The following is a 22,607-nucleotide window of genomic DNA, read 5'->3' as shown; positions in this document are numbered from 1 at the left end:
AAATCAACAGCGAAACGACAGCGAACGACGGCGTCGGTGAACGGTCGCACAGGGCCGCGGAGGCGCTTACGCGGGGTCGATCTCGCGCAGCAGGCCCGTCTTCACGTCGAACACGAAGCCGCGCACGTCATCGGCGTGCAGCAGGAACGGAGAGGTGCGCACCCGCTGCATCGACTGCCGTACGTCCTGGTCGACGTCCCGGAAGGCCTCCACCGCCCAGGCCGGACGCTGGCCGACCTCCATCTCCAGCTCGGTGCGGAAGTCCTCGGTGATCGCCTCGAGGCCGCAGCCGGTGTGGTGGATGAGCACGACGCTGCGCGTGCCCAGCTTGCGCTGGCTGATGGTGAGCGAGCGGATCACGTCGTCGGTGACCACGCCGCCGGCGTTACGGATCGTGTGGCAGTCGCCGAGTTCGAGACCGAGCGCCGCGTGCAGGTCGAGACGGGCGTCCATGCAGGCCACGACCGCGACGTGCAGGACGGGGCGGGCGTCCATGCCGGGGTCGGAGAAGGCGGCCGCGTACCGCTCGTTCGCCTCGACGAGGCGGTCGGTGACGGTGCCGTCGGTTATGGCACCTGCGGGCCGTGCGGGAACCGATGCAGAGGTCGTCATACCTATGACGGTACTGGTCACGTGCGTTCCGGGCCTGCTGTGAGAACGGAAAAAGAGTGTCATCACGTGCTCTTTGTGAGGTAAGCCACAGAGGAGGCGGGGGGAGGGCTCCCGTCGGGCCGCGCCGCGCAGGCCGGTTGATTGACCGCGAGACACCGTGGACTAAAGTGACGCGAAGCGGGAGGCGACGATCTCCCTGCTGGACTGAACCCGTGAGACCCCGGCCCGGCCGCCGGAGATCTCCCCGCGGCGCCGGCAGGCCTTCCCTTCCTCAGGGGGCGGGGACCCGGCGCTGCGTACACCCGCCGGATCTGAGAGGGCCCCTTGAGTCACAGTCGACACGTCCCGGTGATGCTCCAGCGGTGCCTGGACCTGTTGGCCCCCGCCCTCCAGCGGCCGGGCTCGGTGGTCGTCGACTGCACGCTCGGCCTCGGCGGCCACAGCGAGGCCCTGCTGACCCGGTTCCCCGAGGCCCGCCTCGTCGCCCTCGACCGTGACAAGGAGGCGCTGCGCCTGTCCGGCGAGCGCCTCGCCCCGTTCGGCGACCGCGCCACCCTCGTGCACGCCGTCTACGACGAGCTGCCCGAGGTGCTGGACCGGCTCGGCATCGCGCGCGTGCAGGGCGTCCTGTTCGACCTCGGCGTCTCCTCCATGCAACTCGACGAGGCCGACCGCGGCTTCGCCTACGCCCAGGACGCCCCGCTCGACATGCGGATGGACCAGACGACCGGCGTCAGCGCCGCCGAGGTCCTCAACACCTACCCGCCCGGTGAACTGGTGCGGATCCTGCGGGCGTACGGCGAGGAGAAGCAGGCCAAGCGGATCGTCTCCGCGGTGGTGCGCGAGCGCGACAAGGAGCCCTTCACCAACAGCGCGCGGCTCGTCGAGCTGATTCGCAACGCCCTTCCCCAGGCCGTCAAGCGCACCGGCGGCAATCCCGCCAAGCGCACCTTCCAGGCGCTGCGCATCGAGGTCAACGGCGAACTCTCCGTCCTGGAGCGGGCGATCCCGGCGGCGGTGGAGGCGATCGACGTGGGCGGTCGGATCGCCGTCCTGTCGTACCACTCGCTCGAAGACCGGCTCGTGAAGCAGGTGTTCGCGGCCGGCGCCGCCAACACCGCGCCGCCCGGGCTGCCGGTCGTCCCCGAGCGTTATCAGCCCCGGCTCAAGCTGCTCACCCGCGGTGCCGAACTTCCCACCGAGGAAGAGGTCACCGAGAACCGGCGCGCCGCCCCGGCGCGCCTGCGCGGGGCCGAGCGGATCAGGGAGTCCATCGAATGACGGGCGTGAGCCGAGGGTTCGGAATTCCGACCCGGGGGAGGCCGAGTGAGTAGGAAACCCGAACTGAAGGGGAGGGCTGCCCGGCTCGCACGGCTTTTCCCGGCCGGCCCGCGGCAGGCGGCCCGTACCCCGTTCGTCCTCCTCGTCGTCCTCCTCCTGGGCGGCGGTCTCATCGGACTGCTCGTGCTGAACTCCGCGCTCAGCGAGGGCTCGTTCAAGATGGACGATCTCCAGAAGGACACCAAGAGCCTCACCGACGAGCAGCAGGCGCTCCAGCGGGACATCGACTCCTACTCCGCCCCCGACGCCCTCCAGCGCCGCGCGCGTGAACTCGGCATGGTCCCCGGCGGGGACCCGGCCTTCCTGAATCCCGACGGCACAGTGAAGGGCGTCCCCTCGCCCGCCGCCCAGCAGTCCCTGGAGGACGCGCCCGCCGCCGTACGGCCGCCGGAGGCCCTCCCGCTCTCCCGGACGATCCAGGCGCCGCCGTCCCCCGCGGCGCCCACGCCGAGCACCCCTTCCGAGCCGAGTGAGCCCCCGGCCCCGAGCGCCGCCCCGACCGAAGCCATCCCCGAGACCCCCGGCAGGTGACGGAAGTGTCCGACAGGGAACCGCCGCGCCGGCGCGTGCCCGGCCCCGCCCGGCCCTCCCGCCCCGTGTCCGCCCAGCGGCGCCCGGGCCCCGGCGCCCGTCCCGCCCGCCGCCCGACCGCACCCCCCGCCCGCCCGGCGGCCGCGCGTGCCATCCGGCTCGGCAACCCGCGCCCCCGACTGCGGATGGTCGGCCTCGCGCTGGCCCTGGTGCTGATCGCCTTCGTCGTCCGTCTCCTCCAGGTGCAGGCCGTCGACGCGAGCGCCTACACCGCCAAGGCCGAGCAGAACCGGTACGTCGGCCAGGTGCTGGCCGCCGAGCGCGGCGAGATCACCGACCGCGCCGGCGTGGCCTTCGCGACCAGCGTGGACGCCTACGACATCACGGCCGACCCCACGATGTTCACGCGCGGCCAGCTGAAGATCGGCGACGCCCCCGAACAGGCGGCCGCCCTCCTCGCGCCGATCCTCGGCCAGGAGCAGTCCGCGCTCGTCAAGAAGCTGCGGCCGAAGGACGCGGGCCTGCGCTACGTCAAGCTGGCCGGCCGGCAGACCCCGCAGGTCTGGAAGCAGATCAAGGATCTGAGGTCCGCCCTGTCCACCAAGGCGGAGACGGACGGTTCCACCGTCAACGTCCTCGCCGGCGTCTTCTCCGTTCCCAGCAGCAAGCGCGTGTACCCCAACGGGAACCTCGCCGCCGGGATACTGGGCTGGGTCAACGCCGACGGCAAGGGCGGCGGCGGGGTCGAGCAGCAGCTGGAGTCGACCCTGGCCGGCGAGGACGGCAAGATCCGTTACGCCCAGTCCGGCGGCCGCCAGGTGCCCACCGTGGGCTCCACCGAGACCCCGGCGGTGCCCGGTTCCGACGTCGAGCTGACGATCGACCGGGACATCCAGTGGGCCGCGCAGAACGCCATCACCGAGCAGGTGGAGGAGTCCGAGGCGGACCGCGGCTACGTCATCGTCCAGGACAACCGCACCGGCGAGATCCTCGCCATGGCCAACTCGCCCGGCTTCGACCCGGGCGACCTCGCGCAGGCCGACTCCGCGGACATGGGCAACGCCTCCGTCCAGGACGCCTACGAACCCGGCTCCACGGCCAAGGTCATGTCGATGGCCGCCGTGCTGGAGGAGAACGCCGCCACACCGCTGACGCATGTCACCGTGCCCAACCGGCTGCACCGCGGCGACCGGCTCTTCCAGGACGACATCGACCACCCCACCTGGTCCCTCACGCTCAACGGCGTGCTCGCCAAGTCCAGCAACATCGGCACCATCCTGGCCACCGGCCAGCTCGGCAAGACGCAGGCCCAGGCCAACCAGGTGCTCTACTCGTACCTGCGCAAGTTCGGCATCGGCAGCCAGACCGGGCTCGGCTTCCCCGGCGAGACTAAGGGCATCCTGGCCCAGCCCGGCAAGTGGTCGACCTCGCAGCAGTACACGATCCCCTTCGGGCAGGGCATGTCCCTCAACGCGCTCCAGGCGGCCTCCGTGTACTCGACGATCGCCAACGGCGGGGTCCGCGTAGAGCCCACCCTGGTGCGCGGCACCAAGGGCCCGGACGGGCGCTTCAGCCCCGCCGAGGCGCCCGCGAAGTCCCGCGTCGTCAGCCAGAAGACGGCGAAGACCCTCGCCCGGATGCTGGAGTCGGTCGTGGACGACGAGGAGGGTACGGGCGCCAAGGCGCGTATCCCCGGCTACCGCGTCGCGGGCAAGACCGGTACCGCCAACCGGGTGGACCCGGCCACCGGCACCTACAAGGGATACACCTCGTCGTTCGCCGGGTTCGCGCCCGCCGACAACCCCCGGGTCACCGTGTACTGCGCCATCCAGAACGCCACCAAGGGCAGCTACTTCGGCGGCCAGATCTGCGGTCCCGTCTTCAAGCAGGTCATGGAGTTCGCCCTGAAGACCCTCCAGATCCCACCGACCGGCGCCAAGGCCGCGAGCCTCCCGGTCACCTTCACCCCCTGACCGTCCCGCCCCGCCCGCCTCCGACCCCCGTCCCGTCACTGTTCAGCGCCGAACAAGCCAGGAACCAGCCCGTGACCATGATCACTCCCGAGCCCGGGAAGCCCGCACCGCCCGCACCGTCGTCCGCGGCCCCGCCCTCGCTTCGCCCGCAGGCGGGTGCGCCCGGTACGCTCACCGCCGTGCCACACGCTGATCAGTCCCAAACCACCCAGAAGGGCGCTTCCGTGACATATCCGGGACCGCCGCGACCGGCCCAGGTCTCCGCCACACCCCTTGCGGAGCTCGCCGATCAGCTGGGTGCCGAGCAGCCGGAGAGCGCCGCCGTCGAGGTCACGGGCATCACCCACGACTCGCGCGCGGTCCGCCCCGGCGACCTGTACGCCGCCCTGCCGGGCGCCCGCCTGCACGGCGCCGACTTCGTCACCCAGGCCGCCGGCCTGGGCGCGGTCGCCGTCCTGACCGACCCCACCGGCGCGGAACGCGCCGCCGCGACCGGCCTGCCGGTCCTGGTGGCCGACGACCCGCGCGCGCGGATGGGCGGTCTGGCTGCCACGATCTACGGCGCCCCGGGCCGCGACCTGCTCCAGATCGGTATCACCGGCACCTCCGGCAAGACCACCACCGCGTATCTCATCGAGGGCGGCCTCAAGCCGGTCAGGTCCACCGGGCTGATCGGCACCGTCGAGATGCGCATCGGCGACGAGCGGATCAAGTCCGAGCGCACCACCCCCGAAGCCACCGACCTCCAGGCGCTGTTCGCGGTCATGCGCGAGCGCGGTGTCGAGGCGGTCGCCATGGAGGTTTCCAGCCACGCCCTGGTCCTCGGCCGGGTCGACGGCTGTGTCTTCGACATCGCCGTCTTCAACAACCTCAGCCCGGAGCACATGGAGTTCCACTCCGGCATGGAGGACTACTTCCAGGCCAAGGCGCAGCTGTTCACGCGGAAACGCAGCAAACTCGGCGTGGTCAACTTCGACGACGAGTACGGCCGCCGGCTGATCCGGGAGGCCGAGGTCCCGGTCGTCAGCTTCTCCGCCGAGGGCCACCCGGACGCCGACTGGCGCGCGGTCGACGTCGAGATCGGTCCGATGGACTCGACGTTCACCGTGGTGGGCCCGGACGGGGTGCGGGTCGCCGCCAGGGCGCCGCTGCCGGGTTCCTTCAACGTCGCGAACACCCTCGCCGCGATCGTCTCCCTCGCGGTCGCCGGCATCGACCCGCGGACCGCCGCCGACGGCGTCGCCGCGGTGCCGGGCGTGCCGGGCCGGCTGGAGCGGGTGGACGCCGGGCAGGCCTTCCTCGCGGTCGTCGACTACGCCCACAAGACGGACGCCGTCGAGTCGGTCCTGAAGGCGCTGCGCAAGGTCACCAAGGGCCGGTTGCACGTCGTCCTCGGCTGCGGCGGTGACCGGGACCGCACCAAGCGCGTCCCGATGGGCGCCGCCGTGGCCCGGCTCGCCGACACCGCCGTACTGACCTCCGACAACCCCCGCTCCGAGGACCCGCTCGCGATCCTCGCGACGATGCTCCAGGGCGCGGCGTCCGTGCCCGCGCACGAGCGCGGTGACGTCCTGCTGTTCGAGGACCGGGCCGCCGCGATCTCCGCGGTCGTGGCCCGCGCGCACGCCGGGGACACCGTGCTGGTCGCGGGCAAGGGCCACGAGCAGGGCCAGGACATCGCCGGGGTGGTCCGTCCGTTCGACGACCGCCAGGTGCTTCGCGAAGCTATCCAGCAGACCCAGGGATGAACTTGTGATCGCCCTCTCCCTCGCCGAGATCGCAGCAGTCGTCGGCGGGCAGACGTACGACATACCGGATCCGTCCGCGGAAGTCACCGGACCGGTCGTCCGGGACTCCCGGGAAGTGGTGCCCGGCAGCCTCTTCGTCGCCTTCGTCGGCGAACGCGTGGACGGCCACGACTACGCGGCCGCGGTCGTCGAGGCGGGCGCGGCGGCCGTACTGGCCTCGCGCCCCGTCGGCGTCCCCGCGATCGTCGTGGACGACGTCCAGACGGCCCTGGGCGCCCTCGCCCGGCACGTCGTGCAGAAGCTCGGCGCGACCCTCGTCGCGCTCACCGGCTCGGCCGGCAAGACCAGCACCAAGGACCTCATCGCGCAGGTGCTGCGGCGCAAGGCGCCCACCGTCTTCACACCGGGCTCGCTCAACAACGAGATCGGGCTGCCCCTGACCGCCCTGTCCGCGACCGAGGAGACGAAGTTCCTCGTGCTCGAGATGGGCGCCCGCGGGATCGGCCACATCCGCTACCTCGCCGATCTGACGCCCCCGAAGATCGGCCTCGTGCTCAACGTCGGCACCGCGCACATCGGTGAGTTCGGCGGCCGTGAACAGATCGCACAGGCAAAGGGCGAGCTCGTCGAGAGCCTGCCGCCGGCCGGTGCGGGCGGCGCCGCGATCCTCAACGCCGACGACCCGTTGGTGCGGGCCATGGCCTCCCGTACGAAGGCGAAGGTGGTCTTTTTCGGAGAGTCCGGCGAAGCGGACGTTCGGGCCGAGAACGTGCGACTCACGGACAGCGGACAGCCCGCCTTCAGCCTTCACACACCCTCCGGGTGCAGCGATGTGACCATGCGCCTGTACGGTGAGCACCACGTGTCGAACGCGCTCGCAGCGGCCGCCGTCGCCCATGAGCTGGGCATGTCCGCGGAAGAGATCGCCACCGCGCTCTCCGAGGCGGGCTCCCTCTCCCGCTGGCGGATGGAGGTCACCGAGCGCCCGGACGGCGTGACGATCGTCAACGACGCCTACAACGCGAACCCCGAGTCCATGCGAGCCGCTCTGCGCGCGCTCGCGGCCATGGGCAAGGGGGGCCGGACGTGGGCGGTGCTCGGCAAGATGGCCGAGCTCGGGGACGAGGCGCTCGTCGAGCACGACGCGGTCGGACGGCTCGCCGTCCGGCTCAATGTCGGCAAGCTCGTCGCGGTCGGGGGCAGGGAAGCCGCCTGGCTGCAACTGGGCGCATATAACGAGGGTTCGTGGGGTGAGGAGTCGGTGCACGTGTCCGACGCACAGGCGGCGGTCGACCTGTTGCGCAGCGAGTTGCGCCCGGGGGACGTCGTGCTCGTGAAGGCGTCCCGTTCGGTCGGCCTCGAGAGTGTCGCGCAGGCGCTGCTCGCGACCGGCACCGAGGGTGAGGTCTCCGCCCGATGATGAATCAGATCCTCTTCGCGGGTGTGATCGGCCTCTTCCTGACGCTGGGCGGTACGCCGCTGCTGATCAAGCTGCTGGCGCGCAAGGGCTACGGCCAGTACATCCGCGACGACGGCCCGCGCGAGCACGCCAGCAAGCGCGGTACGCCGACCATGGGCGGCATCGCCTTCATCTTCGCGACGGTCGCCGCGTACTTCCTGTCCAAGGTCATCACGGGCAAGCCCCCGACCTACTCCGGTCTGCTGGTGCTGGGCCTGATGTGCGGCATGGGCCTGGTCGGCTTCCTGGACGACTACATCAAGATCGTCAAGCGGCGCTCGCTGGGCCTGCGGGCCAAGGCGAAGATGGCCGGCCAGCTGATCGTCGGTATCGCCTTCGCGGTGCTCTCGCTCCAGTTCTCCGACTCGCGCGGCAACACCCCGGCCTCCACCAAGCTGTCGTTCATCACGGACTTCGGCTGGACGATCGGCCCGGTGCTGTTCGTCGTCTGGGCGCTGTTCATGATCCTCGCGATGTCCAACGGCGTGAACCTGACGGACGGTCTGGACGGCCTCGCCACCGGCGCCTCCGTCCTCGTCTTCGGCGCCTACACGTTCATCGGTGTCTGGCAGTTCCAGGAGTCCTGCGCCAACGGCGAGACCCTGACCAACCCCAGCGCCTGTTACGAGGTACGCGATCCGCTGGACCTCGCGGTCATCGCCTCCGCGCTGATGGGCGCCTGCCTCGGCTTCCTGTGGTGGAACACCTCGCCGGCCAAGATCTTCATGGGCGACACCGGTTCGCTGGCGCTCGGCGGCGTGCTCGCGGGTCTCGCGATCTGCTCCCGCACCGAGCTGCTGATCGCCCTGCTGGGCGGCCTGTTCGTGCTGATCACCATGTCGGTGGTCATCCAGGTCGGCTCCTTCAAGCTCACCGGCAAGCGCGTCTTCCGGATGGCGCCACTGCAGCACCACTTCGAACTCAAGGGCTGGTCCGAAGTCCTGGTGGTGGTCCGTTTCTGGATCATCCAGGGCATCTGTGTGATCGTCGGACTGGGCATCTTCTACGCGGGATGGGCAGCGGACAAGTGACCGACTGGCAGGGGAAGAACGTCACCGTCGCCGGGCTCGGCGTCTCCGGCATCCCGGCGGCCAAGGTGCTGCACGGGCTCGGCGCGAAGGTCACCGTCGTCAACGACGGCGACGACGCCCGCGCCCGTGAGCAGGCCGCCGAGCTGGAGGCGCTGGGCGTCACCGTGCGCCTCGGTGACGGGGCGACCCTGCCCGAGGGCACCGAACTCATCGTCACCGCACCCGGCTGGAAGCCCGACAAGCCCCTGTTCACGGCGGCCCACGAGGCCGGTGTACCGGTCTGGGGCGACGTCGAACTCGCCTGGCGGCTCAGGGAACTGGACGGCCGGAAGGCCGCGCCCTGGCTGTGCGTCACCGGTACCAACGGCAAGACGACCACCACCCAGATGCTGGCGTCGATCCTGAAGGCGGCCGGTCTGCGCACGGCGGCCGTCGGCAACATCGGTGTCTCGCTGCTGGACGCCGTCCTCGGCGAGGAGCCGTACGACGTCCTCGCCGTGGAGCTCTCCAGCTACCAGCTGCACTGGGCGCCCTCCCTGCGCGCCCACTCGGCCACCGTCCTGAACCTCGCCCCCGACCACCTCGACTGGCACGGCTCCATGGAGGCGTACGCCAAGGACAAGGGCCGCGTCTACGAGGGCAATCAGGTCGCCTGCGTCTACAACGTCGCCGACGGGGCCACCGAGGACCTGGTGCGGGAAGCGGACGTCGAGGAGGGCTGCCGGGCCGTCGGCTTCACGCTCGGCGCCCCCGCGCCGTCCCAACTCGGCGTCGTGGACGGCATCCTGGTCGACCGCGCCTTCGTCGAGAACCGGCAGCAGAACGCGCAAGAGCTCGCCGAGGTCTCCGACGTCGACCCGCCCGCCCCGCACAACATCGCCAACGCCCTTGCCGCGGCGGCCCTCGCCCGCGCCTTCGGGGTGCCCGCCAAGGCCGTGCGGGACGGCCTGCGGGCCTTCACGCCGGACGCCCACCGCATCGCCCACGTGGCGGACGTGGACGGCGTCGCGTACGTCGACGACTCCAAGGCGACCAACACGCACGCGGCGCAAGCCTCGTTGGCGGCCTACGAATCGATCGTCTGGATCGCGGGCGGACTGGCGAAGGGCGCCACCTTCGACGAGCTGGTCGCCAAGTCGGCGAAGCGGCTTCGCGCGGCGGTGCTCATCGGCGCCGATCGCGCCCTGATCCGCGAAGCCCTGGCGCGACACGCCCCGGAAGTACCCGTCGTCGACCTCGACCGGACGGACACTGGGGCGATGCTCGCGGCTGTCCGGGAAGCCCGGCGCCTCGCCGCGGAAGGCGACACGGTGCTCCTCGCCCCGGCCTGCGCCTCCATGGACATGTTCGTCAACTACAACCAGCGCGGTGACATGTTCGCCCAGGCGGTTGGCGAACTCGGAACCTGACCCGGCCGCCTGCCGGGCGACCTTGGGAGGGACGCGTGGGACCGTCACGGCCGACGTACGGCACGGCAGCCGAGCACAGCTGTTGCGCCGCGCACCGGGGAGCAGCCGATGCCCGGTAGCCGTACCGGGCGTCCGCCTGTCCAGCGGACCGTCCGCAGACCCGCGGCATCCTCCCGCCCGCTCCGCGACAACCCCGTACGGCGGCTCTACACGCGTGCGCAGAAGGCCTGGGACCGGCCGCTGACCGCGTACTACCTGATCTTCGGCGGAAGCCTGCTGATCACCGTCCTGGGCCTCGTGATGGTCTACTCGGCCTCGCAGATCACCGCGCTGCAGATGTCGTTGCCGGGATCGTTCTTCTTCCGCAAACAGTTCCTGGCCGCCTCCATCGGGGGCGCGCTGCTGCTGGTCGCCTCCCGGATGCCGGTGAAACTGCACCGGGGACTCGCCTATCCCATCCTCGCGGGCGCCGTCTTCATGATGGCTCTGGTGCAGGTGCCGGGGATAGGGATGTCGGTCAACGGCAACCAGAACTGGATCTCGCTCGGCGGCTCCTTCCAGATCCAGCCCAGCGAGTTCGGCAAGCTCGCGCTGGTGCTGTGGGGCGCCGATCTGCTCGCCCGCAAACAGGACCGGAAACTGCTCGCGCAGTGGAAGCACATGCTGGTGCCGCTGGTGCCGGTCGCGTTCATGCTGCTCGGGCTGATCATGCTCGGCGGCGACATGGGCACGGCGATCATCCTGACGGCGATCCTGTTCGGGCTGCTGTGGCTCGCGGGGGCGCCCACCCGGCTCTTCGTCGGGGTGCTGTCGATCGCCGCCACCCTCGGTGTGATCCTCATCAAGACCAGCCCGAACCGGATGGCCCGGCTTCAGTGCATCGGTGCGACCGACCCCGGCCCCGGCGACGCCTGCTGGCAGGCCGTGCACGGCATCTACGCCCTGGCCTCCGGCGGGATCTTCGGCTCGGGACTCGGTGCGAGTGTGGAGAAATGGGGCCAACTGCCCGAAGCCCACACCGACTTCATCTTCGCCGTCACCGGTGAGGAACTGGGTCTCGCGGGGACGCTGTCGGTACTCGCCCTGTTCGCGGCTCTAGGCTATGCGGGTATCCGCGTGGCCGGACGCACGGAGGACCCCTTCGTGAGGTATGCCGCGGGAGGCGTGACCACCTGGATCACCGCTCAGGCGGTGATCAACATCGGTGCGGTGCTCGGCCTGCTGCCGATCGCCGGCGTCCCGCTCCCGCTGTTCTCCTACGGGGGTTCCGCCCTGCTGCCGACCATGTTCGCCATCGGGCTGCTGATCGCTTTCGCACGCGACGAGCCCGGTGCGCGGGCGGCGCTTGCGATGCGGCACCCCCGCTTTGGTAGAAAGCGGGGGGCCGGGGGCTCCGCGTTCGACCGGAGCCCCCGCAGATGGAACACGATGAGACGGCGTGCCTCGGCGGCGCGTCCGTCCGGAGAGCGGTGAATTTCGGTGCATGTCGTACTCGCTGGTGGGGGGACCGCCGGCCACATCGAGCCCGCGCTCGCCCTCGCGGACGCCCTGCGCAGGCAGGACCCCACTGTGGGGATCACGGCCCTGGGCACGGAGCGCGGCCTGGAGACCACGCTCGTTCCGCAACGGGGCTACGACCTCGCGCTGATCCCCGCCGTGCCGCTGCCGCGCAAGCCCACCCCTGAACTGATCACCGTCCCGGGCCGGCTGCGCGGCACGATCAAGGCCGCCGAGCAGATCCTGGAGCGCACCAAGGCGGACGCCGTCGTCGGCTTCGGCGGCTACGTGGCGCTGCCCGGCTACCTGGCCGCCAAGCGCCTCGGCGTCCCGATCGTCGTCCACGAGGCGAACGCGCGCCCCGGCCTGGCCAACAAGATCGGCTCGCGCTACGCGGCCCGGGTCGCCGTCTCCACGCCCGACAGCAAGCTCCGGGACGCCCGCTACATCGGCATCCCGCTGCGCCGCTCCATCGCGACCCTGGACCGCGCCGCCGTGCGCCCCGAGGCCCGCGCGCTGTTCGGGCTCGACCCCAACCTGCCCACCCTGCTGGTCTCCGGCGGTTCGCAGGGCGCCCGCCGCCTCAACGAGGTCGTCCAGCAGGTCGCCCCCTGGCTCCAGCAGGCCGGCATCCAGATCCTGCACGCGGTCGGCCCGAAGAACGAACTGCCGCAGGTGCAGCAGATGCCGGGGATGCCCCCCTACATCCCGGTACCGTACGTGGACCGGATGGACCTCGCGTACGCCGCTGCCGACATGATGCTCTGCCGCGCGGGCGCGATGACCGTCGCCGAACTCTCCGCCGTCGGGCTCCCGGCCGCCTACGTCCCGCTGCCCATCGGCAACGGCGAACAGCGGCTGAACGCCCAGCCGGTGGTCAAGGCGGGCGGCGGACTGCTGGTCGACGACGCGGAACTGACCCCCGAGTGGGTCCGGGAGACCGTCCTGCCCGTCCTCGCCGACCCGCACCGGCTGTACGAGATGTCCCGCGCCGCCAGCGAGTTCGGCCGCCGGGACGCCGACGAGCTGCTCGTCGGCATGGTGTACGAGGCGATCGCCGCCTCCCGTGCACGCCGTTAGGAAACGCATCGGCGAGTGAGCCGAAGGGGTGCGTCGGTGTCGAGAGGCCGAGGGAGCGGAGGCCCGAAGGGCTGAGCACGGCCGGGCCCTCGACACCGGCTCCGGCGCCCCGGAGGCGAACCGGGCCAGGAAAGGGAGTGAGCGTGGCCGGATCCGCCACCGCCGAGCGCGGTGCACGCCAGCAGGAGTCGTCCGGCCCGCCCCTCGTCCGGTGGTTGGGGCCGCGCCGGCTTCGTAGGATCATCGTTCTCGCGCTGGCCGTCGTGCTCCTCGGCGCCGGTACCGGCTGGGTGCTGTACGGCTCGCAGTGGCTGCGCGTGGAGCGCGTCTCCGTGTCCGGCACGAAGGTGCTGACACCGCAGCAGGTGCGCGAAGCCGCCGCGGTACCGGTCGGATCGCCGTTGGTCTCGGTCGACATCGACGCGATCGAGGCCCGGCTGCGTACCGAACTGCCCCGGATCCACTCGGTCGACGTGGACCGTTCGTGGCCCCACGGAATCGGCCTGAAAGTGACAGAGCGTACACCCGTGCTGCTGGTGCGAAAGGGGGCGAAATTCGTGGAAGTGGACGACGAAGGCGTCCGTTTCGCCACGGTTTCCGAGGCCCCCAAAGGCGTCCCGCTGCTGGAAATGGCCGTCTCCTCGTCGCGTTCGGCCGCCGCGAGCCTGCGCCGTTTCGGCGAGGCCCGGCTGGTCAGGGAGGCGGTGAAGGCCGCCGGTTCCCTGCCCCCCGCCGTCGCGCGGGCCACCCGGGCCGTCAAGGTCCGTTCCTACGACGACATCTCGCTGCAGCTGAGCGGCGGCCGCACGGTCGCGTGGGGAAGTGCCGAGAAAGCGGCGGCGAAGGGCCGTACACTCACCGCTCTCATGAAAGCCGCCCCGGCTGCGCGGCACTTCGATGTCAGCGCCCCCACCGCCCCTGCGTCAGCGGGGAGTTGACGCACATCCGCGCAGGCCAGCACCCTGGTTGGGCAGCGACACGGCTGATCACATAGGGTGAAAAGAAAAACGGGAGGTTCGGCGTGTTCGTTGAACGGGCGCCACTTGTCGACTTAGTGTCCTGTTCAGAAGACTCCAAGGAACGGACACACTGGTAACCCTAAACTTCAGCGTTAGGGTTCGGGTCGGCGAAACGGACCGTCCCATTCGGCATCAGTCGTCGGATCGCATCACCTGCGAGGCGACGACACGTAACTCGAGGCGAGAGGCCTTCGACGTGGCAGCACCGCAGAACTACCTCGCAGTCATCAAAGTCATCGGTGTCGGCGGCGGTGGTGTCAATGCCATCAACCGGATGATCGAGGTCGGTCTCAAGGGCGTCGAGTTCATCGCCATCAACACCGACGCGCAGGCGCTGTTGATGAGCGACGCCGACGTCAAGCTCGACGTCGGCCGTGAACTCACGCGCGGACTCGGCGCCGGCGCCAACCCGGCCGTGGGCCGCAAGGCGGCAGAGGACCACCGCGAGGAGATCGAGGAGGTCCTCAAGGGGGCCGACATGGTCTTCGTGACGGCCGGCGAAGGCGGTGGCACCGGCACCGGCGGCGCGCCCGTCGTGGCCAACATCGCACGCAACCTCGGCGCCCTCACCATCGGCGTGGTCACCCGCCCGTTCACCTTCGAGGGCCGGCGCCGCGCCAACCAGGCGGAGGACGGCATCGCCGAACTCCGCGAAGAGGTCGACACCCTCATCGTCATCCCCAACGACCGACTGCTGTCCATCTCGGACCGCCAGGTCTCGGTCCTCGACGCCTTCAAGTCGGCAGACCAGGTCCTGCTCTCCGGTGTCCAGGGCATCACCGACCTCATCACCACCCCCGGTCTGATCAACCTCGACTTCGCCGACGTCAAGTCGGTCATGTCCGAGGCCGGTTCGGCCCTCATGGGCATCGGCTCGGCCCGCGGCGACGACCGCGCGGTGGCCGCCGCCGAGATGGCGATCTCCTCGCCGCTCCTGGAGGCCTCCATCGACGGCGCCCGGGGCGTCCTGCTCTCCATCTCCGGCGGCTCCGACCTCGGTCTGTTCGAGATCAACGAGGCCGCCCAGCTGGTCAGCGAGGCCGCGCACCCCGAAGCCAACATCATCTTCGGCGCGGTCATCGACGACGCCCTCGGCGACGAGGTACGGGTCACCGTCATCGCGGCCGGCTTCGACGGGGGCCAGCCCCCGGCGCGCCGGGAGACCGTCATGGGGTCGTCCTCGTCCTCGGCACGCCGCGAGGAGCCCACTCCGGTACGGCAGACCGAGAGCCGGCCGTCCTTCGGCTCGCTCGGCAGCGTGACCCCCAAGGAGGACCCGCAGCCGGCGCCCGAGCCGGTGGCCGACCTCCCGGTCTCGCCGCCGGTGCCGCCGTCGCGGTCCTACTCGGACAGCGCGGCCGAGGAGCTGGACGTGCCGGACTTCCTGAAGTGATAGGACAGCGCGAGAGCGTGAGCGGCGCCCACTTCGCCTTCACCGACCGGTGGGGCGGGGTGAGCGCCGCTCCGTATGAGGAGCTCAATCTCGGCGGAGCGGTCGGCGACGACCCCGACGCCGTACGCGCCAATCGTGAACTGGCGGCCAAGTCGCTGGGTCTGGACCCCGGCCTGGTCGTCTGGATGAACCAGGTGCACGGCGACGACGTCGCCGAGGTCGCCGGACCGTGGACCACCCCGCTCACCCCGCCGGTCGACGGTCTGGTGACCGCGACCCGTGGACTCGCCCTCGCCGTCCTGACGGCGGACTGCGTGCCCGTACTGCTCGCCGACCCCGTCGCCGGGGTGGCCGCCGCCGCCCACGCCGGGCGGCCCGGCATGGTCAAGGGGATCGTGCCCGCCGCGATCGACGCGATGCTGTCGCTCGGTGCCGAGCCCTCCCGGATCGTCGCCCGCACCGGTCCCGCCGTGTGCGGGCGGTGCTACGAAGTGCCGGAGGCGATGCGCGCCGAGGTGGCCGCCGTCGAGCCGGCGGCGAGCGCTGAGACGAGCTGGGGCACTCCCTCCGTCGACGTGATCGCGGGGGTGCACGCACAGCTCGACCGGCTCGGGGTGCACGACCGGGAACGTTCGCCGGTGTGCACACGGGAGTCGAACGATCACTTCTCGTATCGCCGCGACCGCTCCACGGGGCGACTCGCGGGATATGTCTGGCTGGACTGATGGGGCATGACTGACCGTAAGCGTGAACTCGCCGCAAACCTGGCGAAGGTGGAGGAGCGGATCGCCGCCGCGTGCGCGGCCGCGGGCCGCGAGCGGGAGGAGGTGACCCTGATCGTGGTCACCAAGACCTACCCGGCGAGCGATGTGCGGCTCCTGTCGGAGCTCGGTGTGCGCCATGTCGCCGAGAACAAGGACCAGGACGCGGCGCCCAAGGCGGCCGAGTGCGCCGGGCTGCCGCTGCGGTGGCATTTCGTCGGCCAGCTGCAGACCAACAAGGTGCGTTCCGTGGTCGGTTACGCGGACGTGGTGCAGTCCGTCGACCGGGCCAGGCTGGTGACGGCCCTGTCGAAGGAGGCTGTGCGGGCCGGGCGCGAGGTGGGCTGTCTGCTTCAGGTGGCGCTCGACGCCGGGGCGAGCGAGCGGGGTGAGCGGGGCGGTGTGGCCCCGGGCGGTATCGAGGAGTTGGCCGCTCTGGTCGCCGGGTCGCCGGGGCTGCGGCTTGACGGACTGATGACCGTCGCACCCCTGACCGGGGAGTACGCCGGGCGCCAACGCGAGGCCTTCGGGCGGTTGATGGATTTGTCGACTGACCTGCGCCGGACCCGTCCTGCTGCGAACATGGTGTCGGCAGGGATGAGTGCGGACCTCGAGGAGGCCGTGGCGGCCGGAGCGACACATGTACGCGTCGGCACTGCGGTACTCGGAGTCCGCCCCAGGCTCGGGTAACGTCGCCAGGAAGTCGGACCACAGCAGAAAATATGGTCATTACCGCCGAAGGGCGGACACAAGGGCCACGTGGATCGCGGGACTTGGCAGTTGAAAGTCGATCCACCACAGAGCGGAGGACTCAGAGAATGGCCGGCGCGATGCGCAAGATGGCGGTCTACCTCGGCCTCGTGGAGGACGATGGGTACGACGGCCGGGGATTCGACCCCGACGACGACTTCGAACCCGAGCTCGACCCGGAGCCCGAGCGGGACCACCGGCGGCATGAGCCGTCCCATCAGCCACATGGTGCACATCAGTCCCAAAGGGACGAAGAGGTGCGAATCGTGCAGCCGCCGGCGCAGCGTGAGCCGGTGGCTCGTTCCGCTTCGCTAGGCGCGGAATCCGGGCGTCCGGCGCGTATCGCGCCCGTGGCATCCATCACACAAGAACGTCAGTCCCTGGAGAAGAACGCACCGGTGATCATGCCCAAGGTCGTGTCGGAACGAGAGCCGTACCGGATCACCACGCTCCACCCCCGGACCTACAACGAGGCCCGTACCATCGGGGAACACTTCCGTGAGGGCACCCCGGTGATCATGAATCTGACTGAGATGGATGACACAGACGCAAAGCGACTTGTCGACTTTGCGGCTGGTTTGGTGTTTGGTCTTCACGGCAGCATCGAGCGGGTGACGCAGAAGGTGTTCCTGTTGTCGCCTGCTAACGTCGATGTCACGGCGGAGGACAAGGCCCGCATCGCAGAGGGCGGGTTCTTCAACCAGAGCTGAGACGCAGGACCGGATGCAGCAGTACAGAGAAGCACGGAACAGGGGAGAGGGAAGCACCGAACATGAGCGTGGTCCTGGATGTCGTCTACATCGCGCTGATGGTCTTCCTCATCGTGCTCATCTTTCGGTTGGTCATGGACTACGTCTTCCAGTTCGCCCGCTCATGGCAGCCCGGCAAGGCGATGGTGGTCGTTCTGGAGGCCACCTACACTGTCACCGATCCACCGCTCAAGCTTCTGCGGCGGGTAATCCCGCCGTTGCGTCTCGGGGGCGTGGCGCTCGACCTGTCCTTCTTCGTACTGATGATCATCGTCTACATCCTGATCTCGATCGTGAGCCGGCTGTGAGCGATGTGAACTACCGTCTTGCCGATGCCGACGACTACGTTGAGGTGAAGAGATGCCGTTGACCCCCGAGGACGTGCGGAACAAGCAGTTCACGACCGTCCGCCTCCGAGAAGGCTATGACGAGGACGAGGTCGATGCCTTCCTCGATGAGGTCGAAGCCGAACTGACCCGCCTGCTTCGTGAGAACGAGGACCTGCGGGCCAAACTGGCCGCGGCCACGCGCGCTGCTGCCCAGAACCAGCAGAACATGCGCAAGCCGCCCGAACAGGACCAGCAGCAGGGCGGCATGCCTCCGCAGGGCGGTATGCCCCAGCAGGGTGGCATGCAGCAAGGCGGTATGCAGCAGGGCGGTATGCAGCAACAGGGCATGCCCCAGCAGGGGATGCCTCCGCAGGGCATGCCGCAGCAGGGCATGCGAGGTCCGGGCGCACCGGTGCCCGCCGGAATATCGGGCCCGCCGCAGCAGCAGATGGGTGGCCCCATGGGTGGCCCGCCCCAGCTGCCGAGCGGTGCGCCGCAGCTGCCCGCCGGTCCCGGCGGCGGCCAGGGTGGTCCGCAGGGCCAGGGTCCGATGGGTCAAGGCCCCATGGGCCAGGGTCCGATGGGTCAGGGTCCGATGGGCCAGGGCCCCATGGGTCAGGGTCCGATGGGCCAGGGCCCCATGGGTGGCCAGAACCCCATGCAGCAGCAGATGGGTGGCCCGATGGGCGGCCCCATGGGCGGTCCGATGGGCGGCCCCGGTCAGGGCCCCGGTGGCGACAGCGCCGCCCGTGTCCTCTCGCTGGCCCAGCAGACCGCCGACCAGGCGATCGCCGAGGCCCGTTCCGAGGCCAACAAGATCGTGGGTGAGGCGCGTTCGCGTGCCGAGGGTCTCGAGCGGGACGCCCGTGCCAAGGCCGACGCCCTGGAGCGGGACGCGCAGGAGAAGCACCGCGTCGCGATGGGCTCCCTGGAGTCCGCCCGCGCCACGCTGGAGCGCAAGGTCGAGGACCTGCGTGGCTTCGAGCGCGAGTACCGGACGCGTCTGAAGTCCTACCTGGAGTCGCAGCTGCGTCAGCTGGAGACCCAGGCCGACGACTCCCTCGCTCCGCCGCGCACACCGGCCACGGCTTCGCTGCCGCCGTCCCCGGCGCCTTCCATGGCTCCGGCCGGCGCTCCGTCCTACGGCGGCAACCCGGGCATGGGTGCTCCCGGCCCGGCCGGTCCGTCCTATGGCGGGCAGCAGCAGATGTCCCCGGCGATGACCCAGCCGATGGCGCCGGTGCGGCCGCAGGGCCCCTCCCCGATGGGCCAGGCTCCCTCGCCGATGCGCGGCTTCCTCATCGACGAGGACGACAACTGACGGCCTGTAGTACGCCTTAGGCGTCGGCAGCGTTCAAAGGGCGGGACCCCGGATCACCATCCGGGGTCCCGCCCTTTTTACGCGTGTTGACGGCGATCACGGGCGCGCGCCCCGGCTTGTGAGCCCGAGGTGATTCCGACGTGAGCCCCGGGATCCGTGCGCCGGACATGCGGAGGGCCCGGCCCCCTCGGGGGAACCGGGCCCTCGCGGACATGTCCTACGCCTTGCGCAGGCGGAACGTCAGCGTCAGACCGTCGTCCGTGAACGGGGTGCCGTACGTGTCGTCCGCCTCACCCCGGGCGAAGTCCGTGGCGAGGACCTCGTCGGCGATGAGGCCGGCGTGACCGGACAGGGCGTCGGCGGTGGCCGGGTCGGTCGCGGTCCAGCGGAGCGCGATGCGGTCGGCGACGTCGAGGCCGCTGTTCTTGCGGGCCTCCTGGATCAGCCGGATCGCGTCCCGGGCCAGGCCCGCTCGGCGCAGCTCCTCGGTGATCTCCAGGTCCAGAGCGACCGTCGCGCCGGAGTCGGAGGCGACCGACCAGCCCTCGCGCGGGGTCTCCGTGATGATGACCTCGTCGGGGGCCAGGGTGACCGTCTCGCCGTCGACCTCCACCGAGGCCGTGCCCTCGCGCAGGGCGAGGGAGAGCGCGGCCGCGTCGGCGTTCGCGACGGCCTTGGCCACGTCCTGGACGCGCTTGCCGAACCGCTTGCCCAGGGCGCGGAAGTTGGCCTTGGCGGTCGTGTCGACCAGGCTGCCGCCGACCTCGGAGAGGGACGCCAGCGACTCGACGTTGAGCTCCTCCGTGATCTGGCCGTGCAGCTCGCGGTCGAGGGCGTCGAAGCCGCTCGCGGCGATCAGGGCGCGCTTCAGGGGCTGGCGGGTCTTCACGCCCGACTCCGCGCGCGTGGCGCGGCCCAGCTCCACCAGGCGGCGGACCAGGACCATCTGCTTCGACAGCTCCGGGTCGATCGCGGTGAGGTCGGCCTCCGGCCAGGTGGACAGGTGGACGGAGTCCGGGGCGCCCGGGGTGACCGGAACGACGAGGTCCTGCCAGACGCGCTCGGTGATGAACGGCGTCAGCGGGGCCATCAGCCGGGTGACCGTCTCGACGACCTCGTGCAGGGTGCGCAGCGCGGCCTTGTCGCCCTGCCAGAAGCGGCGGCGGGAGCGGCGGACGTACCAGTTGGACAGGTCGTCGACGAACGCGGAGAGCAGCTTGCCGGCGCGCTGGGTGTCGTACGCCTCCAGAGCCTGCGTCACCTGGTCGGTGAGCGCGTGGAGTTCGGAGAGCAGCCAGCGGTCCAGGACCGGGCGGTCGGCCGGGGCCGGGTCGGCCTCGCTCGGCGCCCAGCCGGACGTACGGGCGTACAGGGCCTGGAAGGCGACCGTGTTCCAGTACGTCAGGAGCGTCTTGCGGACGACTTCCTGGATGGTGTTGTGGCCCACGCGGCGGGCCGCCCAGGGGGAACCGCCGGCCGCCATGAACCAGCGGACCGCGTCGGCGCCGTGCTGGTCCATCAGCGGGATCGGCTGAAGGATGTTGCCCAGGTGCTTGGACATCTTGCGGCCGTCCTCGGCGAGGATGTGGCCGAGGCAGACGACGTTCTCGTACGACGACTTGTCGAAGACCAGGGTGCCGACGGCCATCAGCGTGTAGAACCAGCCGCGGGTCTGGTCGATGGCCTCGCTGATGAACTGCGCCGGGTAGCGGGACTCGAAGAGGTCCTTGTTCTTGTACGGGTAGCCCCACTGCGCGAACGGCATCGAACCCGAGTCGTACCAGGCGTCGATGACCTCCGGCACGCGCGTGGCCGTCCGCCCGCAGCCCTCCTGGGGGCAGGCGAAGGTGACCGCGTCGATGTACGGGCGGTGCGGGTCCAGCCCGGACTGGTCGGTGCCGGTGAGCTCGGTCAGCTCCGCGCGGGAGCCGGCGACCGTGAGGTGGTCGTCCTCGCAGCGCCAGATCGGCAGCGGGGTGCCCCAGAAGCGGTTGCGGGAGAGTGCCCAGTCGATGTTGTTGTTCAGCCAGTCGCCGTACCGGCCGTGCTTGACCGTGTCCGGGAACCAGTTGGTCTTCTCGTTCTCCTGGAGGAGGCGGTCCTTGACGGCCGTGGTGCGGATGTACCAGGACGGCTGCGCGTAGTAGAGGAGCGCGGTGTGGCAGCGCCAGCAGTGCGGGTAGCTGTGCTCGTACGGGATGTGCTTGAAGAGGAGGCCGCGCTGCTGGAGGTCCTCGGTGAGCTTCTCGTCCGCCTTCTTGAAGAAGACGCCGCCGACCATCGGGACGGACTCCTCGAAGGTGCCGTCCGGACGGACCGGGTTGACGACGGGCAGACCGTAGGAGCGGCAGACCTTGAGGTCGTCCTCACCGAAGGCGGGGGACTGGTGGACCAGACCGGTGCCGTCCTCGGTCGTGACGTACTCGGCGTTCACCACGTAGTGGGCGGGCTCCGGGAACTCCACGAGCTCGAACGGACGTTGATAGGTCCAGCGCTCCATCTCGGCGCCGGTGAAGGTCTCGCCGGTGGTCTCCCAGCCCTCGCCGAGCGCCTTGGCGACCAGCGGCTCGGCGACGACGAGCTTCTCCTCGCCGTTGGTCGCCACGACGTAGGGGACGTCGGGGTGCGCGGCCACGGCCGTGTTAGAGACCAGCGTCCAGGGCGTCGTCGTCCAGACGAGGAGGGCGGCTTCGCCGGCGAGCGGACCGGAGGTGAGCGGGAAACGGACGTACACGGACGGGTCGACGACCGTCTCGTAGCCCTGGGCCAGCTCGTGGTCGGACAGACCCGTGCCGCACCGCGGACACCAGGGGGCGACGCGGTGGTCCTGGACCAGCAGGCCCTTGTTGAAGATCTCCTTCAGCGACCACCAGACCGACTCGATGTACTCGGGGTCCATCGTGACGTAGGCGTCGTCGAGGTCGACCCAGTAACCCATGCGCGTCGTCAGCTCGGAGAACGCGTCGGTGTGGCGGAGCACGGACTCGCGGCACTTGTCGTTGAAGGCGGCGATGCCGTACGCCTCGATGTCCTGCTTGCCGGAGAAGCCGAGCTCCTTCTCGACCGCCAGCTCCACCGGGAGGCCGTGGCAGTCCCAGCCGGCCTTGCGGGCCACGTGGTAGCCGCGCATGGTGCGGAAGCGGGGGAAGACGTCCTTGAAGACGCGCGCCTCGATGTGGTGGGCGCCCGGCATGCCGTTGGCGGTGGGCGGGCCCTCGTAGAACACCCACTCGGGGCGTCCCTCGGACTGCTCCAGGCTCTTGGCGAAGATCTTCTGCTCGCGCCAGAAGTCGAGCACCGCGTGCTCGAGGGCGGGCAGGTCGACCTGGGCGGGCACCTGGCGGTACTGCGGCTGCGTGTTCAACGAGCTTCCTCCGGCGGACATACTGCCTTCCGTCGGAGGGACGAGAGCCGACTTGCCTGTCTACGCCGTGTGCGGCGCGCTCCCGCGGTACCACCCTCCTTGGCCCTCCGGTGCGCTCTGTGCGCCGGTGAGCCCCCTCATTGGGGTCGCGATGCCGGTTCTACTGGCCCTCGCCTGTCGGCTGCGGCTTTCCTCCGGCGGCTCCGGGGTGATCTTCACGTCGCGCTCGCCCCCGGGCTT

General features: G+C 70.5%; 18 protein-coding genes. 16 read left to right on the top strand and 2 right to left on the bottom strand.

Annotated features, from left to right (window positions below; genetic code table 11):
• Window positions 1-66: 66 nt before the first annotated feature.
• On the bottom strand, window positions 67-675 hold the full coding sequence (locus ABT070_RS00555) for a beta-class carbonic anhydrase (RefSeq protein ID WP_451099354.1): 609 nt from the start codon (window positions 673-675) through the stop codon (window positions 67-69).
• A gap of 261 nt (window positions 676-936) precedes the next feature.
• On the opposite strand from ABT070_RS00555, the gene rsmH reads away from it, so the two are divergent.
• From rsmH to ABT070_RS00475, 16 genes are all read left to right on the top strand, one after another.
• Window positions 937-1,893, top strand: a complete 957-nt coding sequence (rsmH, locus tag ABT070_RS00550; protein WP_351752614.1) for a 16S rRNA (cytosine(1402)-N(4))-methyltransferase RsmH — start codon at window positions 937-939, stop codon at window positions 1,891-1,893.
• A 45-nt stretch (window positions 1,894-1,938) separates the two neighbouring features.
• On the top strand, window positions 1,939-2,484 hold the full coding sequence (gene ftsL, locus ABT070_RS00545) for a cell division protein FtsL (protein WP_351752611.1): 546 nt from the start codon (window positions 1,939-1,941) through the stop codon (window positions 2,482-2,484).
• 5 nt (window positions 2,485-2,489) lie between these two features.
• A complete protein-coding gene (locus tag ABT070_RS00540; RefSeq protein ID WP_351752608.1) occupies window positions 2,490-4,457 on the top strand; it encodes a peptidoglycan D,D-transpeptidase FtsI family protein in 1,968 nt (655 codons plus the stop codon).
• A gap of 71 nt (window positions 4,458-4,528) precedes the next feature.
• Window positions 4,529-6,205: a UDP-N-acetylmuramoyl-L-alanyl-D-glutamate--2,6-diaminopimelate ligase gene (locus ABT070_RS00535; protein WP_451099358.1), complete on the top strand. Its 1,677-nt coding sequence runs from the start codon at window positions 4,529-4,531 to the stop codon at window positions 6,203-6,205.
• Window positions 6,206-6,209: 4 nt separating this feature from the next.
• Window positions 6,210-7,625 carry a UDP-N-acetylmuramoyl-tripeptide--D-alanyl-D-alanine ligase gene (locus tag ABT070_RS00530; RefSeq protein WP_351752604.1) on the top strand — a complete coding sequence of 472 codons (1,416 nt, stop codon included), beginning with the start codon at window positions 6,210-6,212 and terminating at the stop codon, window positions 7,623-7,625.
• Window positions 7,622-8,695 carry a phospho-N-acetylmuramoyl-pentapeptide-transferase gene (mraY, locus tag ABT070_RS00525; RefSeq protein ID WP_351752602.1) on the top strand — a complete coding sequence of 358 codons (1,074 nt, stop codon included), beginning with the start codon at window positions 7,622-7,624 and terminating at the stop codon, window positions 8,693-8,695. The genes ABT070_RS00530 and mraY overlap by 4 nt, the downstream gene beginning before the upstream one ends.
• Window positions 8,677-10,104: a UDP-N-acetylmuramoyl-L-alanine--D-glutamate ligase gene (gene murD, locus ABT070_RS00520; protein WP_351752599.1), complete on the top strand. Its 1,428-nt coding sequence runs from the start codon at window positions 8,677-8,679 to the stop codon at window positions 10,102-10,104. The genes mraY and murD overlap by 19 nt, the downstream gene beginning before the upstream one ends.
• Before the next feature lie 108 nt (window positions 10,105-10,212).
• Complete coding sequence (ftsW, locus tag ABT070_RS00515; protein ID WP_351752596.1) at window positions 10,213-11,577, top strand: putative lipid II flippase FtsW; 1,365 nt, start codon at window positions 10,213-10,215, stop codon at window positions 11,575-11,577.
• Window positions 11,578-11,583: 6 nt separating this feature from the next.
• Complete coding sequence (gene murG, locus ABT070_RS00510) at window positions 11,584-12,681, top strand: undecaprenyldiphospho-muramoylpentapeptide beta-N-acetylglucosaminyltransferase (protein ID WP_351752593.1); 1,098 nt, start codon at window positions 11,584-11,586, stop codon at window positions 12,679-12,681.
• 143 nt (window positions 12,682-12,824) lie between these two features.
• Complete coding sequence (locus tag ABT070_RS00505; RefSeq protein ID WP_351752590.1) at window positions 12,825-13,619, top strand: cell division protein FtsQ/DivIB; 795 nt, start codon at window positions 12,825-12,827, stop codon at window positions 13,617-13,619.
• Between the two features lie 277 nt (window positions 13,620-13,896).
• On the top strand, window positions 13,897-15,093 hold the full coding sequence (ftsZ, locus tag ABT070_RS00500) for a cell division protein FtsZ (RefSeq protein WP_351752587.1): 1,197 nt from the start codon (window positions 13,897-13,899) through the stop codon (window positions 15,091-15,093).
• On the top strand, window positions 15,090-15,818 hold the full coding sequence (gene pgeF, locus ABT070_RS00495; RefSeq protein ID WP_351752584.1) for a peptidoglycan editing factor PgeF: 729 nt from the start codon (window positions 15,090-15,092) through the stop codon (window positions 15,816-15,818). The genes ftsZ and pgeF overlap by 4 nt, the downstream gene beginning before the upstream one ends.
• 6 nt (window positions 15,819-15,824) lie before the next feature.
• Complete coding sequence (locus ABT070_RS00490) at window positions 15,825-16,544, top strand: YggS family pyridoxal phosphate-dependent enzyme (protein WP_351752581.1); 720 nt, start codon at window positions 15,825-15,827, stop codon at window positions 16,542-16,544.
• Window positions 16,545-16,672: 128 nt separating this feature from the next.
• Window positions 16,673-17,314, top strand: a complete 642-nt coding sequence (locus tag ABT070_RS00485; protein WP_351752579.1) for a cell division protein SepF — start codon at window positions 16,673-16,675, stop codon at window positions 17,312-17,314.
• 62 nt (window positions 17,315-17,376) lie between these two features.
• A complete protein-coding gene (locus tag ABT070_RS00480; RefSeq protein ID WP_020129925.1) occupies window positions 17,377-17,661 on the top strand; it encodes a YggT family protein in 285 nt (94 codons plus the stop codon).
• A 52-nt stretch (window positions 17,662-17,713) separates the two neighbouring features.
• Window positions 17,714-19,003 carry a DivIVA domain-containing protein gene (locus ABT070_RS00475; protein WP_351752576.1) on the top strand — a complete coding sequence of 430 codons (1,290 nt, stop codon included), beginning with the start codon at window positions 17,714-17,716 and terminating at the stop codon, window positions 19,001-19,003.
• Window positions 19,004-19,220: 217 nt separating this feature from the next.
• On the opposite strand, the gene ileS is transcribed toward ABT070_RS00475, so the two are convergent.
• On the bottom strand, window positions 19,221-22,388 hold the full coding sequence (ileS, locus tag ABT070_RS00470; RefSeq protein ID WP_351752574.1) for an isoleucine--tRNA ligase: 3,168 nt from the start codon (window positions 22,386-22,388) through the stop codon (window positions 19,221-19,223).
• Window positions 22,389-22,607 lie beyond the last annotated feature (219 nt).

Origin of the sequence: Streptomyces sp. NPDC002884 (assembly GCF_040295245.1) — a bacterium.
Taxonomy (GTDB): domain Bacteria; phylum Actinomycetota; class Actinomycetes; order Streptomycetales; family Streptomycetaceae; genus Streptomyces.
This window is presented reverse-complemented; position numbering and strand designations above follow the sequence as displayed.